The organism is Grimontia sp. SpTr1 (genome assembly GCF_947387585.1).
Taxonomy (GTDB): Bacteria; Pseudomonadota; Gammaproteobacteria; order Enterobacterales; family Vibrionaceae; genus Enterovibrio; species Enterovibrio indicus.
Genome location: NZ_CANDOD010000007.1, coordinates 217,463 through 231,190 on the forward strand (window position 1 = coordinate 217,463; position 13,728 = coordinate 231,190).

General features: G+C 44.0%; 13 protein-coding genes. All 13 read left to right on the forward strand.

Translation table 11 applies throughout. From position 1 onward, the window contains the following. The first annotated feature begins 1 nt into the window (after nt 1). The 13 genes from QL223_RS12605 to QL223_RS12665 all read left to right on the forward strand — a co-directional run bounded on the left by QL223_RS12605 (nt 2) and on the right by QL223_RS12665 (nt 13,288). Nucleotides 2-1,765, forward strand: a complete 1,764-nt coding sequence (locus QL223_RS12605) for a hypothetical protein (RefSeq protein WP_281544949.1) — start codon at nt 2-4, stop codon at nt 1,763-1,765. A 13-nt stretch (nt 1,766-1,778) separates the two neighbouring features. Continuing rightward, complete coding sequence (locus tag QL223_RS12610; RefSeq protein WP_281544950.1) at nt 1,779-2,774, forward strand: hypothetical protein; 996 nt, start codon at nt 1,779-1,781, stop codon at nt 2,772-2,774. Nucleotides 2,775-2,789: 15 nt separating this feature from the next. Continuing rightward, on the forward strand, nt 2,790-4,019 hold the full coding sequence (locus tag QL223_RS12615) for a hypothetical protein (RefSeq protein ID WP_281544951.1): 1,230 nt from the start codon (nt 2,790-2,792) through the stop codon (nt 4,017-4,019). Between the two features lie 82 nt (nt 4,020-4,101). Continuing rightward, on the forward strand, nt 4,102-5,319 hold the full coding sequence (locus tag QL223_RS12620; RefSeq protein WP_281544952.1) for a TniQ family protein: 1,218 nt from the start codon (nt 4,102-4,104) through the stop codon (nt 5,317-5,319). A 2-nt stretch (nt 5,320-5,321) separates the two neighbouring features. After that, nucleotides 5,322-7,400 carry a type I-F CRISPR-associated protein Csy2 gene (locus QL223_RS12625; protein ID WP_281544953.1) on the forward strand — a complete coding sequence of 693 codons (2,079 nt, stop codon included), beginning with the start codon at nt 5,322-5,324 and terminating at the stop codon, nt 7,398-7,400. A 2-nt stretch (nt 7,401-7,402) separates the two neighbouring features. Further along, entirely contained in the window at nt 7,403-8,440 is a 1,038-nt protein-coding gene (gene csy3 / locus QL223_RS12630; protein WP_281544954.1) for a type I-F CRISPR-associated protein Csy3, read from the forward strand. 4 nt (nt 8,441-8,444) lie between these two features. After that, nucleotides 8,445-9,047, forward strand: coding sequence for a type I-F CRISPR-associated endoribonuclease Cas6/Csy4 (gene cas6f, locus QL223_RS12635; protein WP_281544955.1), 603 nt, complete (start codon nt 8,445-8,447; stop codon nt 9,045-9,047). Nucleotides 9,048-9,819: 772 nt separating this feature from the next. After that, nucleotides 9,820-10,326 (forward strand): HEAT repeat domain-containing protein, encoded by a 507-nt coding sequence (locus QL223_RS12640; protein WP_281544956.1) that lies wholly within the window; start codon nt 9,820-9,822, stop codon nt 10,324-10,326. A 227-nt stretch (nt 10,327-10,553) separates the two neighbouring features. Beyond that, the gene (locus tag QL223_RS12645) at nt 10,554-10,958 is read left to right on the forward strand and encodes a hypothetical protein (RefSeq protein WP_281544957.1); all 405 of its coding nucleotides are present in this window, start codon (nt 10,554-10,556) and stop codon (nt 10,956-10,958) included. Nucleotides 10,959-11,095: 137 nt separating this feature from the next. Further along, on the forward strand, nt 11,096-11,383 hold the full coding sequence (locus tag QL223_RS12650; RefSeq protein WP_140331021.1) for a hypothetical protein: 288 nt from the start codon (nt 11,096-11,098) through the stop codon (nt 11,381-11,383). Between the two features lie 535 nt (nt 11,384-11,918). Continuing rightward, nucleotides 11,919-12,314: a hypothetical protein gene (locus QL223_RS12655; RefSeq protein ID WP_281544958.1), complete on the forward strand. Its 396-nt coding sequence runs from the start codon at nt 11,919-11,921 to the stop codon at nt 12,312-12,314. A gap of 96 nt (nt 12,315-12,410) precedes the next feature. Continuing rightward, entirely contained in the window at nt 12,411-12,806 is a 396-nt protein-coding gene (locus tag QL223_RS12660) for a hypothetical protein (RefSeq protein ID WP_281544959.1), read from the forward strand. A gap of 137 nt (nt 12,807-12,943) precedes the next feature. After that, entirely contained in the window at nt 12,944-13,288 is a 345-nt protein-coding gene (locus tag QL223_RS12665; protein ID WP_281544960.1) for a hypothetical protein, read from the forward strand. The last annotated feature ends 440 nt before the right edge of the window (nt 13,289-13,728 follow it).

Consider the following 13,728-nt stretch of genomic DNA (forward strand, 5'->3'; position numbering starts at 1 on the left):
CATGCAGTTGGCAACTTTATTGAAAAATATGTTCCTAGGTGATGATCATCAAAGGAGCGAGTTCGATTTCGCCAAACTAAAAAAATACTCAGAAGGGACTTTTTTCACTGTAGACTTGGATGATAGTGATAATCAGTTATTTCAATACTTGATATGGCCGATGAATACTTTTCATCTTATTGCTCGAATTTTTGATACATATGATGTGTATCAGAAAGTTGTATCTATAGAAAATAAGTCTGATGAAATAGAACAGCTGGTAACAGGTCGCCATGCTCGTACATGGCCAATGGCGCTACTGCGTTCTGAAAGTCGGAATTCAGTAGATATAAGTCCTCGATTTTATAATCTTTTATACAGAGCATTTGGCCCAAGTAAGGTAAAAACCCAAATTGATGTATTGTTGAAAGATCCAAAATATCTGAATCTACTTTTTGAACTGTATGTGGCTAGTGATGCATGTGGATATCAAATTCAACAATCGATACGCCGCTCATCAAGCAGACTAATTAGCCGCTATACAGAGAAGCTAATTTCGAGAAAGCAGCGCTCCATCATCTCAAGTTTATCTCAGTGTGACAAAAGTTATGGTGTCGTTCAGTTCAAAAGTCATACACCACAGGCCGGCATATCGCTTAATAGTTTGAGTCATGATCTGGCTTATATTAAACCGGGTATTGAGGTAACAGCTCTAGTTGGTTCATCAACAAAATCTGAGGGATCTTGTGAATTCGACATATTGATCCTTCCATGGCCACTAGAAGTAAAAAACGATAATTTTCAGTTGGATGATAAGCCAACTTTACAGATGGGGGAGGAATTCGGTTTTTTCTCCTATCAAAACCTACAGCCCATCACAAGCGAAATGCTCGTATATGCCATTGAATCAGCTGGCGAGAGCATGCCAAACTTAGTCGTTATCCCAGAGTGTGCTGTTGCATCAACTGAAAAGAGAAGCCTGCTACTCAGTATCAGAAGCCACTTTTCAGAAAGGAATATTTTCCCTCCCGTTATTATCTTTGGGGTATTTGGTGAAGGAACTAGTACTACAAGCTATGGTGAGAACAGCCTGGAGCTTTTTTACCAAAACCGATTTGTTGGAATGTACGTGGCAGAAAACCAACAAAAGCACCATCGGTGGGCGCTTGACGCAGCCCAGTTAAATACTTATGGGTTAGGTGATGTGCTCAGTACTGACAAAATTAAGTGGTGGGAAAACTGTGCAACAGGTGAAAGAAAGCTGATTTCTTATCGAGATGAAAATGTACATATATGCCCTCTCATTTGTGAAGACCTCGCAAGACAAGACCCAATAGCCCCCATCCTACGGGCATTGGGCCCAGATCTTGTTATTGCACTATTGCTTGATGGCCCTCAAATTCCACAAAGATGGCCTGGAACCTATGCAAAAATGCTGACAGAAGAACCTGGCTCCTCTGTGTTGTCGATATCTCCATATGGCATGACTCGAAGATCAACAGGGGATATAGACCCAAAGACGAATAAAAATTTTGAACCAAGTAGCAATGTTGCGCTTTGGAGTGAAGCAGGTGGGAAGCGTCAAGAGATAGAGTTGGAAGCTGGGAGAATTGGCGTTTTACTCTCACTAAAAGTTGAAGAGGCTATGCAATGGTCTGCCGATGGGCGTGGAGAAATCAAAAGAAAGTTAATCTACTCGAGTCATCAGTCTGTCGGGGACACTACGGAGTTGGAAAAAATAGGGCCAACCGAAGTTCAAAATGATCTTGTGGCTGAAAGCATTTAATTGAGTTTTACTAATGAGCCTCTACAACATCTCAAACAAAAACCTAACTGCTTTAACCCAAACCACCTTTGCAGCCGAAGGACTGCAAGAGCGGCAGGATTTACAAGAAGCCCTTAAAAGATGCATCGACGCCATTGCCCCAGACTGCCTGGTGATCTCAGAAGAGTTTTCCGACTGGGAAGACAGTCATCGCCGTATTGATTTATTGGCAATTGACCGCAACGCCAACTTGGTGGTGATTGAGCTAAAGCGCGATGAAATCGGCGCACACATGGAGCTTCAAGCGCTTCGCTATGCGGCCATGATCTCTACCATGACGTTCGATAAAGCCTGTGAGTACTTCGAGCAATACAGTGCCAAGGAAGGTCTGGAAATCAATGCCCGCGAAACCATTCTTGAGTTTGTCGATTTAGATGAAAACAGCCTTGATGATTTCGGTAACGATGTGCGAATCGTGCTGGCATCTGCTGACTTTGGCAAAGAGCTGACAACATCGGTCCTTTGGCTCCGCGACAAGGGCATTGATATCAGCTGTGTCCGACTCACCCCGTATCGCTACAAAGACGATGTGTTGATTAATGCCGAGCAGATCATTCCGGTGCCGGAAGTTGAAGCTTATCAAGTCAAGTTCCGCGAGAAGCAGGCAGAGCAGCGTACCAGCAAGAAAAGCCAGCGCGACTATTCCAAGTACTGTTTTAACGGTCAGGTTTATAACAAACGTAAGCTGGCTTTAGCGGTGATTACCCATTGGATAAACGACAAGCAACCAATCAATCTTGCAGAAGTTCAGCGTTATCTGAACAGTTTCAATTTACCGAGAGCCGTGTCGCTGTTTGAACACATCGCTGATAAGCACTTAAACCGATACCACTCATCAGAAAGTGACCTTCTTACTCTCCCTTCTGGGGAGCAAGTCGCCATCTCTAACCAGTGGGGCGACAATATCCCGAACTTGCTGCAGGCGATGGAGCCATTTGGTTATACCATTGAAAAAGCGGTAGCTAGTTAACTGGAATGATGAAATATGAAGTTTGAGACAGTTAGTCACATTTCAATAAAACCCAAAGCAATGGGTGATCAGAAGCGCTCAAATGAACCAAGTATAATTAGAGGGACGATAGACAAGTCTGACAGAAGTTATCGCTGCAATTTAACTGACTTACTCGCGATTCTAGGTGGTCAGCTTCAGCTTGATGCGACAGATGCGCACTATGACGCTAAGGTAGAGTTTGACTTAGCAGAGCCTACTGGCCTGATAAACATAGACCATATCATGACTAAGCCACTAAGTTCGATAAACTCACCAGAGTGCCTCAACTCGTCAAGGTTTAATGTTCATCACAATGAAGATGGGCAAAAGCATAGTATTCAAGTGAGTTGGGAAGATCTTGTTTGGTCTGCGCTAATGGTTGGTAAGTCTAATCTTGCGCAGCTATCTGATAGCCAAGATAGCCAAGATAGCCAAGATAGCCAGTATACAAAGTTGTATGACCTAAAGATGCGAGCTTTCATGCTAAGAGCACTGCTAGCAGTGAATGGTAAACAAATCGAAAAAAGCGCCGCTTTTAGAGACATGGAAGCATCTGAAAAGGTTTCGGGTAGTTTTTGGCTGGGTATGTTTATGGCCAAGCTTATTGCCGCGAAAAAGATGAACTGCCATTTTTTGACGCATTTTGATGGTATATCACCAGAACACAAGACTTTACTCAACGATCTCTTGAATAAAGATTCAAAGCAGCGCCCTGATCTCATAGGTGTTAATCCCTCAAAGAAAAAGTTACTTGTTGTTGAAGCAAAAGGAACGGTTGGGTGTAAAAAAATACGTACGATAGAACGTGCAAAGTCTCAGTTAGGCGATAATTTTATAGGCATCGAAAAGGCTATCTCTTACAGCCATTTTAATAGGGCAAACGAGCTTGAAATTTCAACGATCACAGTGTCCACGGGAACAGATAAATCCTTGGCACCAGAAAAGCTCAACACACTGTTATCAAAGTATTATCAACCCCTCAAAGGTCTCACCCCAAAAGCAATTTGGCAGCTAGAACAAATTGGCATTTACTTGCGGTTTTCAGAGACATTACAGCAGTACCTCTATGCTGAAGAAGAGGATGCACTTGAACAGCTCCTAGAAACACTAACCCAAGCAGAAGAAACTTTTCCCAGCAATCAGGAACTCGCCTCTGAAGGTTATAAAATGTTCGGCGATGGCATTGCTATCAAATTGGACGAAAAGTTCTGGCCTGTAAAATGACCGCTATGCGCTGTTTCATTTGACAATACGTCATTCTGTACCACACTCATAAACTTAGCAATTCTAAGTTTATGAGTGTTCAATGGACTGGATAAACACACCTTCCCCCTATCAAGACGAAGCGCTGGAAAGCTATCTACTGCGATTGAGCCATCATCTTGGCTTCCTAGAGTACGCTGATTTCACTGAAGAAATTTGGGCGCTGCTTGTTGAAGATACACCCGATGCTTTTGGCAGCTACCCGTTATCTCTCCATCAAGCCAACATCTACCATGCAAAGGTCGCCAGCAAGCTTCGGGCGCAGGGGTTATTGTTCATTGGGAAGCAAAGAGGCGTCGACGAATCAGAGTTACTTAAACTGGCGTTGATGCACTCCAAAACCGAATTCTCCCCCAACTACAAAGCGGTATTCCGAGACGGTGTTGATTACCCGTTTACGCTGCTTCGGAAAGATCACACGCCTGTTTGCCCCGAATGTTTAGCTGAAAGCCCTTATATTCGACAGCACTGGCAATTCCTGCCTCATCAGGTATGTCACCGGCACCAAGCGCGGTTACTCACCCACTGCCCTTCCTGTCACGCCCAGCTCGATTATCAATCCTCAGAGTCCATAACCTATTGCGAGTGCGGTTTTGACCTTACAACGTCCAAAACGACCAAAGCAGAGGATGATTTGGTGACGCTCAGCAAATGGTTACTTGGCGAGAACTTGGTCAAAGAAGGGATACTTGCTTTCCCGCTGAGTATTTCTGAGCGATACGGGGTACTGCTTTGGTATACGCATCGCTATGGAGAAGAGGAACACGTTGACTTAGCAGAGTGCTTTACCTATTTCAAAGCCTGGCCTGAACCACTTTATACGGAGCTGGATCAGGTTTTGCAAAAAGGTGAAGCAGTACGAGTTCAACCTTGGAATAAAACGCCACTGTCGGCGGTATATGGCAACCTGGTAAAAGATGCCCGTAACCTGCCGAGTCGCGATGTTAGCCGGAACCCCATCCTGAAAGCCATTACTGCTTACCTTTCAGCATTCGTTAATGAGCATGCTGGTCAACAAGCAGATAACCCCTCCAATATGCTGGTCAGTTCGTTAGAGGCATCAACGCTTTTAGGCTGCACAACAGATGAAGTGAACCGCCTAAACGAGCATGGTTACCTCCAAACTGCTTTCCGACTGAAGCTGCATCAGAAAGTCGAATCTTATAAACCCATTTACCATTTGCGTGATGTGATGACGCTCAGGCTCACGCATATGCAATCTTCAACCGATGGTCTCAATGTCTTTTTGCCGGAGTGGTAAGCATGGAAACGCTGCAATCTCTGTTATCTGAAGAAAACCTCAAGGCGAGAAATGCTCGTATCAAAAAAGCATTTATGCCTTACACCGCGCCGACATGCGTTGATGGCGCTGAAGAGCAAACAGCTGTGATACTGCTCAATCTCGCTTTCTTGAACGCAAAGTGTGAGGACTATTTAGACCCAGAAACCGCAAAGCAATACCTCAAACATGAGGACAATATTTGTCGTTCACTTAACGAAATTTCTTGGTTTCACACCCATAACCTCAAGTATCCAGATTGCAGAGTGAAAGACCAAAAAGTGCTGAGCTTACTGCCTAGCCAATACGCAAACTTGGTGAGTAATTACACGTCTACCATTGAGTTCGGTTGGGCGCATGATAGCAAAGAGTACAAACATTGCCTTTGGCTGTTATCGAGCTTTGTCTGGCAGGGCGAAGTTACCTCCTTGCTCAATTTGATTAGAGATAACGACCCAATCTGGATGCCCTTACTGGCCACACTTGGGCTTACCAAAAAGAAGGCGTCTTTGTTCAAAAAAACACTTGAGGAAGCACTATCTCAAGCGTTCTTTCCTGACTCGGTTCACCCAATCTCAAAGAAACTACGTTTCCCATGGAAAGGTGAAGAACTCACTATCACACCGGTTGTGAATCATGGTTTCCAAATGGCGTTAGAGCGCTATGTTCGCTCACCAGAGTGCAGATTTTACACCACAACATTGTTGCTGCCGAACCCTTCGGCAATAGGAAGTCTTGCGGGTGCTTTAGGTGGAAACATGCGGCTGCTCAGCTATCCCCTGAGTGTTCGTCCTCATTCAAAAAGAACGTTATCGTCGAGCCGGGAAAAAACACATCGCTTCTTTGACCACTTTGCCATGGTGAATAAAAAGACGAGTAGTTTGCTTGGTCGCCTGTCAGGGGAGTCTCGGCTTGCTACACCCAAAAAGCAAATACAAGTAAGGCGATATCAAATTCGGGCACTTCGGCGTCAGCTCGGTGTTTGGCTGATGCCGTTAGTCGAGTTGAGAGACCACATCGAGGAAAGTGGCGAGTCGTTCGATACAGAAGATGCATTGGTGCGGGCATTCGTTTTCAATGACCTCTCTGAATTAGAAACACTGGCGTCAGGGTTAAACCAGCAACTGCAACTCACATTGCAGGAAAGCAAATTTGGCTGGCGATATGCTTACCATCAAAAGTTGATGCCACTAATGAAAAGGCAGTTGCGGTGGATACTCAGAAGGCTTATTCAAGCACAGGATGATACGAAAGCAGCTCACAATGAGCAGTACATTTATCTTTCGAGAATGCGGGTGTTTGATGCGTCAATGATGGGATCACCTTATCTCGCCGGAGCCCCCTCCCTGACTGCCATTTGGGGATTCATGCATGCTTATCAGCTTAGGTTTAGAGAACTACTTGAGCCTAACCAAGAATGCCTGTTTGAGAGCTTTGCGATTTTCTTTCGAAGTGAATCTCGACATTACACCGCCAAACTCACTGAGCTTTCTAAACCCCTCCATAAAAGAAACGTTTCTCCCATCAAGCGAACAACCCTTCGCTCTGAGCATGTGGCTGATCTCGAGTTTGATATGGTGATTAAGGTGAAATCTGAAGCTCGCGTTTCAGATTATATTAAGGCACTCAAAGCCGCTCTGCCCATCAACTTTGCAGGTGGTGGCTTGTTCCCTCCAGAGCTTGATATTTCTCTGAACTGGCTTTCATCGTATCCCGATAGAACATCTCTTTTTCAACGCGTTAGCCGTTTACCGAGCAGTGGTCGTTGGCTTATACCCGCCAAGGAAAGACCACAGACACTGCCTGAACTGGATGCTTGCCTAAGTGCCGACCATACCCAACTTCCTTTGCATTGCGGATATGCGTTTTTGGAGCACCCCAAAGCGCGTCTCAACAGCCTCACAAAACATCATTGCTATGCGGACAATGTGATTGGTTTAGGGAAGCGCTTGAACCCCGTTGAGGTTCGTTGGGGCAAGCAGGATAACTTCTTTCGTCTTGCCTTCTGGACACTTACAGAAAACGACGCAGCTATTCTGATTGAAAGTGTAGAAGAGGACTAACTATGGAACGGTGTGAAAATTTATCTTATACGCGCTCACTTTCACCAGGAAAAGCCTATTTCTATAGATTGGGCGAAAAAGGAGAAATGTTACCCATCGACGTGGATCAAACACGTATTCTTGGACAAAACTCTGACTTCCAAAAGGGATACAAACCCGACTACAGCCCTAAACCAACCTCTGCGAGAGATTTTGGGTATGGCAACCCTCAGTATATTGAAGCCTGCTATGTTCCCGTCGGGTCAGATGACATCTACTGCAGATTCTCTTTACGCGTGCAAGCCAACACCTTAAAACCAAATGAATGCTCAAACGACTCAGCTCGGCAGGTGCTTGAAACGCTCTCAAAGCAATACAGCAAGTCTGGGGGCTTTAATGAGCTGGCGGAAAGGTATGCCAAGAATCTTTTGATGGGAACATGGCTCTGGCGAAACCGCGATTTCCGGAACGTTGAAATCGAAGTGAAATGCGGCGACGATTCCGTTCTTTCTGTGAATCGAGCACATCGTTTGCAGTGGGCGGAAAAGTGGCCCAAAGAGGCACAAAGTGCCTTGAAAACACTGACCAAATACATCAGCAAGGGCTTAAGCGATAAGTCAGACAGTTACTACATGGATGTAAGGGCAAAAGTCTCTGTGGGATGGGGGGATGAACTATACCCTAGCCAAGAGTACTTAGATGAAAAGGTCGAGGGAAAACCAACCAAGCAGTTAGCCAAAACCCTTCTCCCTGAAGGGCAGCAAACTGCTTCTTTCCATGCTCAAAAAGTCGGTGCTGCAATACAGAGTATTGATGACTGGTGGGCACCTGACGCGGATGTTGCCATACGTATCAATGAATATGGTGCGCATCGTGAATACGGCACATCCCGCCGCCACCCGAGCACGCAACAGGATTTCTACGCATTACTCAAAGACGCAGACTTGTGGCTGGAAAAGTTATCTGACACTGACAAGATTCCTGATGAAGTTCACTACCTGTTAGCAGTGATGGCCAAAGGTGGCTTGTTTAGTAACGGCCAGCCAAAGAAAAAGGGGTAGCACAATGGATAAACGATACTTCTTCACTATCAAGTTTCTTCCTGCTCAAGCTGACTGCGCGCTTCTTGCCGGGCGATGCATTAAGACTCTGCACGGGTTCATGGCAGTCAATGAAGTTGCGGCAAACAAAGTTGGTATCTGTTTCCCCAAGTGGAATGACAGAAACATCGGAAGTGCAATCGGGTTTGTCTGCCACGATAAAACGGTGCTAACAGGGCTTTCCTATCAACCCTACTTCACGTTGATGCGTTCAGAAGGATTGTTCGAGATATCACCGGTAAAAACAGCTCCCGAAGCAGCGCCAGAGGTCAGGTTTGTCAGAAACCAAACTATCGGCAAGAGCTTTCTGGACTCAAAAAGACGCCGTTTAAGACGCGCTGAAAAACGCGCAATAGAAGCAGGCCGAGATTTCACCCCCGTCTCAGAAGAAGAAAGAACGTTCATGCCATTTCATAGCATCCCCATGGGAAGCAAATCATCAGGAAAAGACTTCGTTCTTCAGGTGCAGGTTGAAGATGAAGAGAGGCCAAACGATGGCGGCTACAACATGTATGGCCTCGCCACCAACGTCGATTGGCGAGGAACAGTGCCGCTAATCGAGGTGTGACCACGTTCTTTGAGGGTAAATCCCAGTCAAGAAAAATCAGGAGGTTACAGAGGTGTCTCAAAAAAGGGTTTTTCAAGGAAAATCGCCATAACGCCAGAAAAGACGTGGTGTCTGGGTCTATACTTAACGGTGAACCGCCGTGTAGGCAGCTAGGAAATATGATGCCCGTCGTCACTCTGTGTATGGCAAGTGAACCGCCGAGTAGGCAGCTAAGAAAAAGGAACGCCGAGAAATAAGCCGTCAAATTAACGGAACCGCCGAGAAGGCAGAGAAACAACAAAACCACCGATAATGGTGGTTTTGTTGTTTTTGCTTCTTCATTGTAATTCGGCCGTAAGGGTTATGTCATACGAAGTTGGCTTTGGGTAATTTGTGGTAAACGATTTACCACCACGCAAGTTTTGGGTACAAAATTTACCCAAACTCGTGTCAGGCAAAACTGCGCTAACAAGGTTTTGCCCCAAAGTGAGCCAGCATCATTTTTGATGAGGTGTTTAAAAGTCTCCTATTCACCCTACTTTTTGTAATCCGAAACGTGCTTTTCCACTGTTGATACACACAGTAAACGCAAAGGTGTCGCATAATACCTACGTAGCCCCATTTTGGGGCGTTTTCACAAGGCCATTTTTAGTACCGCGAGAAAGGGCTTTTAAAGCATAGGGAAAGCTACTTTAAAAATACAGTGGCTTGTTATTGTTGGACACAATGGGGTGTTTAAGTACACCACTTTGGTGTCCAATACACTGTTAGGCATTCAATTTCGGAGAGTATTGTGAATCAAACTGAAAAATGGATTTCATGGCTCACATCAAACGATGAGAGAAAGTGGAAAAAGGCTACCCTAGCACTAGGAGACTTATCCTGTGATTCTGACGTCGACGTACCGAGTCTGATTTCTGCTTTAGATTCTGAGGTTGATGATGTTGTATTTTGGTGTATAGGGGCGCTTGGGGCACTGGGAGAAAGATCTGTTGATGCGATTGATAAGCTAATCGAATTAACCGACAGTGAATGTTTAGGCGTTAAACAAGCATCTATTAGTTCTCTATCAAGGATAGGGCCAGATAACGTAGAATTGAATCATTTTCTCGTTCGAAAACTATCAGATTCAGATGATCTTTTCGTATGTGATGTGCTGAGAGCGTTTATAGCCATGAATACTGTTGGTGACGACGAGATAGAGACAATTAAACGGTGTTTAACTCATTCAAGTTCACATGTTGCCTTCCAAGCAGAAGTAACTTTGCGCAATATTATGCTAACGACAAAAGATGCCTAACAATAAATTTAAGCAGATTCGCAACGCTTGGCATTTTCAGTTTGAATCAACTTTAGTGTTTACGGCACAATGGTTTAGGTCAGGTGGTAGCATTGCTCACTACTTAATTTGGCGTTATACCTCAAGCCCAGTTTTAGCATTATTAAGGATGATTGAGGTCAAAACAGTCGAGGTTGTCATTGTTTATCAGTAGTCTTTGAGCTCTTTACGTACTAATTGAAGTCAACATGCAATCTAATAGTAAATTTCAGAAGTTAACATTTCACCATGTGGGAATCCCGACAAAAAATTACTTACCTGAGGATACTCATAATCCAGCGCTCAAGATGCATGCTACAGGGTATTTTGAAACGCCATATGCTATGGAGTGGTTGAACTTCGATGATGATAGTACTTTACCTGACATAATAAAAACGCAGCCTCACATAGGTTATGTTGTAGACAGTTTAGAAGACGCTATCAAGGGTAGAGAGGTTATCTTAACACCGAGAAGTCCAGTTCCAGGAGTGACGGTTGCGTTTGTATTGGAAGGTAGAGACCTTATCGAATTCCTACAATTTGATAAACCAGAGCACGAAGTTTGGCCACACCCCAATAAATTTTTATTAGAAGTAATAGGAAAAGAGGTATAACAATAAATTTAAGAGTGATTCACAACGCTCGGCGCTTTCACTTCAAGCTAGTTTAGTGTTTATGGCACAATGCGTTAGGTTGGGTGGAGGCGTTGTTCACACCTTAATTTGGCTACATGTTTTCAGGAAGTGCAACAATGGAAGTTATCGAAAATCAGGTCTCTGCGTGGTTCTTACTGAAATATGAAGACGAATATTATATTGATGTAAATTGCAGCAGTGGCTTTGTGAGCTTCTCGGCAGTGGTCAAGCTAAATGGCAGCGAAAAAGCGAATTATAACTCCTATGGCACTGTATATATTGAAAGCTTAGCTGAAGCTATTTCTAATAAATCACAATATGATCACCCAAGGAACATCAAAGATGAAGGGTTTCTAGATCAGATACATGAAGCAATAATGCGATGGAAACAGGAACAAACATAACAAATAAGAATAAGTATCGCGTAGCCGACACTTTATTTGGGTGTTGAACAAGCCCCCTTCTATTCAGTAAATTGATCGGATGCGTAGAGAAAATTAAGTAGTCCATCTCAGAATGACAGGCGAGCGCCTCCATAGTTTTAGTTATCCGAATCTGACGGTTTAGTGCACCAACTCTAACGCGTTTCTGTCCATAAGCGTGTCCGGCAGATCTGTTCTGGCACGTTTATGCCCCAAAGTGAGCCAGCATCATTTTTGATTAGGCGTTTAAAAGCCTCCTATTCACCCTACTTTTTGTAATCCGAAATGTACTTTTCCACTGTTGATACACACAGTAAATGCAAAGGTATCGCATAATACCTACTTAGCCCCATTTTGGGGCGTTTTCACAAGGCCATTTTTAGCACTGCGAGAAAGGGCTTTTAAAACATAGGGAAAGCTACTTTAAAAATACAGTGGCTTGTTATTGTTGGACACAATGGGGTGTTTAAGTACACCACTTTGGTGTCCAATACACTGTTAAGTTTCAAGGAATATTGTGCAAACTTTCGAAGTCACACCAAAAGAGTTTTTCACTGAGCTCGAGTATGCACTCTCAAGTAAGAGTTTTGATGACGTTGAGGCTTTGCGTGACTATGTATCACCGCAGTTCGCTGAGCATCTTACAAACCAATATCTTGAGGCTGAGGACTGGGGCACTAAAGAGCTAATCATTCATTTAGTTCAAGATCAGTTATCTAATGACTTCTCTACAATCTTACTAGATGCCATTAACGCCCCCTCTGCAGAGTCAAAGGCTTATAGCATCTGCTTCCGAGAACAAGATAGAGCGCTCTTCAATAAGTACGTCGTGGACTATTTTGTGTCGGCTCAGCTTGTAGAAAAGGACGCAAAGAAATACCTTCCTTCAAAACCTTGGTGGAAGTTTTGGTAAAAAACTTAACAATCCCAGGCAGCAACGCCAGCAAGCTGGCTGGACCTCGCTACGCTCGGCCGCTGCTGGGTGTCGTTATGCTCGAAGGTGACCATCATGGAAGAGTTAGAATTTAATGGTGTTGTTCCCGCGATAGAAGGAGAAGCAGTCGCAGAACTGCTCTGTATTGAAATGTGGTGTGATGGCAATCTTGAAGAGCAAGCTAATGTTATATATCTAAAGATTGATGAATGCTGGGATAGGCATTATTTCGATTGTGGCATTATTTTCTGGCGGCGTGACTCTGTACCACCAACCAGTTTCAGCATGGATGAAATGAATTGCTTGTTCAAAGTTGTAAACCTAAAAGAAAAGCTGTCATTAGGGAATCTAGAGTTAGCTTCTCTGAGCTTTCATTCCATAGAGGGTGGCTCAAAATCGGTTTTCACATTCTCTGATGATCGCTCAATAACTTTTAGCAATCAAAACGATGTTACTAGCTATACGGCATAACAAAGCAATTAATGAGGGACGCTTTGTCACTGCGGCAGCCTTTCAACGTGTTGTGAATACAAAGGATTAAAACAGTTTTGGGTTGTTTGACAAGCGCCCGTTATTGCAACGTTGTAGAGAAAATAGGAGGAAAATTAATGTTTCAGAAGTACGTAAAAATCCTTTCACTATTCGGATTGGCTCTAACTTGTTTTTCTGCAAACTCGGCTATTGTTGGCGATGCGAAGATAAAGCATCTGTATGTACAAAGTCTTAATGGAGAACACAAAAGTGATGCACACGCAGTGAGTGTGACCTCACCGATCGATCCTTCATGTAATGAGCGTATGTACATAAACCCTTTAGATCAGGAATTGTTTTCCGCTCTACTTGCTTACAAAGCTTCAGGAGCCAGTTTTCATCTGATGTATGAAACAGGAAAGCCGAAACAATTAGTTGCAGGACACTTAGAAGCAACTTGTAAGCTCTTTTCGGTTTGGTAATTGATACATATGAAACTTGACTAGCTACACCAGCTTTTGTTAGCAGACTGTGTCAAATGGGTTTGTCTTTGAATCTTCATCTTGCGGATTGACTCAAGCGTTTGTTTAAGAGGTTCCGCAGTTGAGTTCAAACGAAAAGGCTTTCTCATACGTATAACACACATAAGCCTCTCTCCGATCAAGAGTCGATAGCTGTATTTATGACTGCGAGAGCAGTCACTGCAGTCGAACAACAAAGCCGTCTACTTCTATTACCCCAACTGAAGTTATCCGAAGCTGACGCTTTCGAGCACCGACTCTAACACACTTTTGTCCATAAGCGTGTCCGGCAGATCTGTTCTGGCACGTTTATGCCCCAAAGTGTATATGGAATCCACGTACCTACAAAACGAATCTGCAATCAAAGTTAAGATGCGTACGTATATTCGGCTTCTTGATGA

Bases quoted from the DNA above. Each gene is read 5' to 3' on its own strand.
- csy3 (WP_281544954.1), top strand. From the start codon at position 7,403: ATGGAACGGTGTGAAAATTTATCTTATACGCGCTCACTTTCACCAGGA.
- QL223_RS12615 (WP_281544951.1), top strand. From the start codon at position 2,790: ATGAAGTTTGAGACAGTTAGTCACATTTCAATAAAACCCAAAGCAATG.
- QL223_RS12620 (WP_281544952.1), top strand. From the start codon at position 4,102: ATGGACTGGATAAACACACCTTCCCCCTATCAAGACGAAGCGCTGGAA.
- QL223_RS12625 (WP_281544953.1), top strand. From the start codon at position 5,322: ATGGAAACGCTGCAATCTCTGTTATCTGAAGAAAACCTCAAGGCGAGA.
- cas6f (WP_281544955.1), top strand. From the start codon at position 8,445: ATGGATAAACGATACTTCTTCACTATCAAGTTTCTTCCTGCTCAAGCT.
- QL223_RS12610 (WP_281544950.1), top strand. From the start codon at position 1,779: ATGAGCCTCTACAACATCTCAAACAAAAACCTAACTGCTTTAACCCAA.
- QL223_RS12645 (WP_281544957.1), top strand. From the start codon at position 10,554: ATGCAATCTAATAGTAAATTTCAGAAGTTAACATTTCACCATGTGGGA.
- QL223_RS12660 (WP_281544959.1), top strand. From the start codon at position 12,411: ATGGAAGAGTTAGAATTTAATGGTGTTGTTCCCGCGATAGAAGGAGAA.
- QL223_RS12650 (WP_140331021.1), top strand. From the start codon at position 11,096: ATGGAAGTTATCGAAAATCAGGTCTCTGCGTGGTTCTTACTGAAATAT.
- QL223_RS12665 (WP_281544960.1), top strand. From the start codon at position 12,944: ATGTTTCAGAAGTACGTAAAAATCCTTTCACTATTCGGATTGGCTCTA.
- QL223_RS12605 (WP_281544949.1), top strand. From the start codon at position 2: ATGCAGTTGGCAACTTTATTGAAAAATATGTTCCTAGGTGATGATCAT.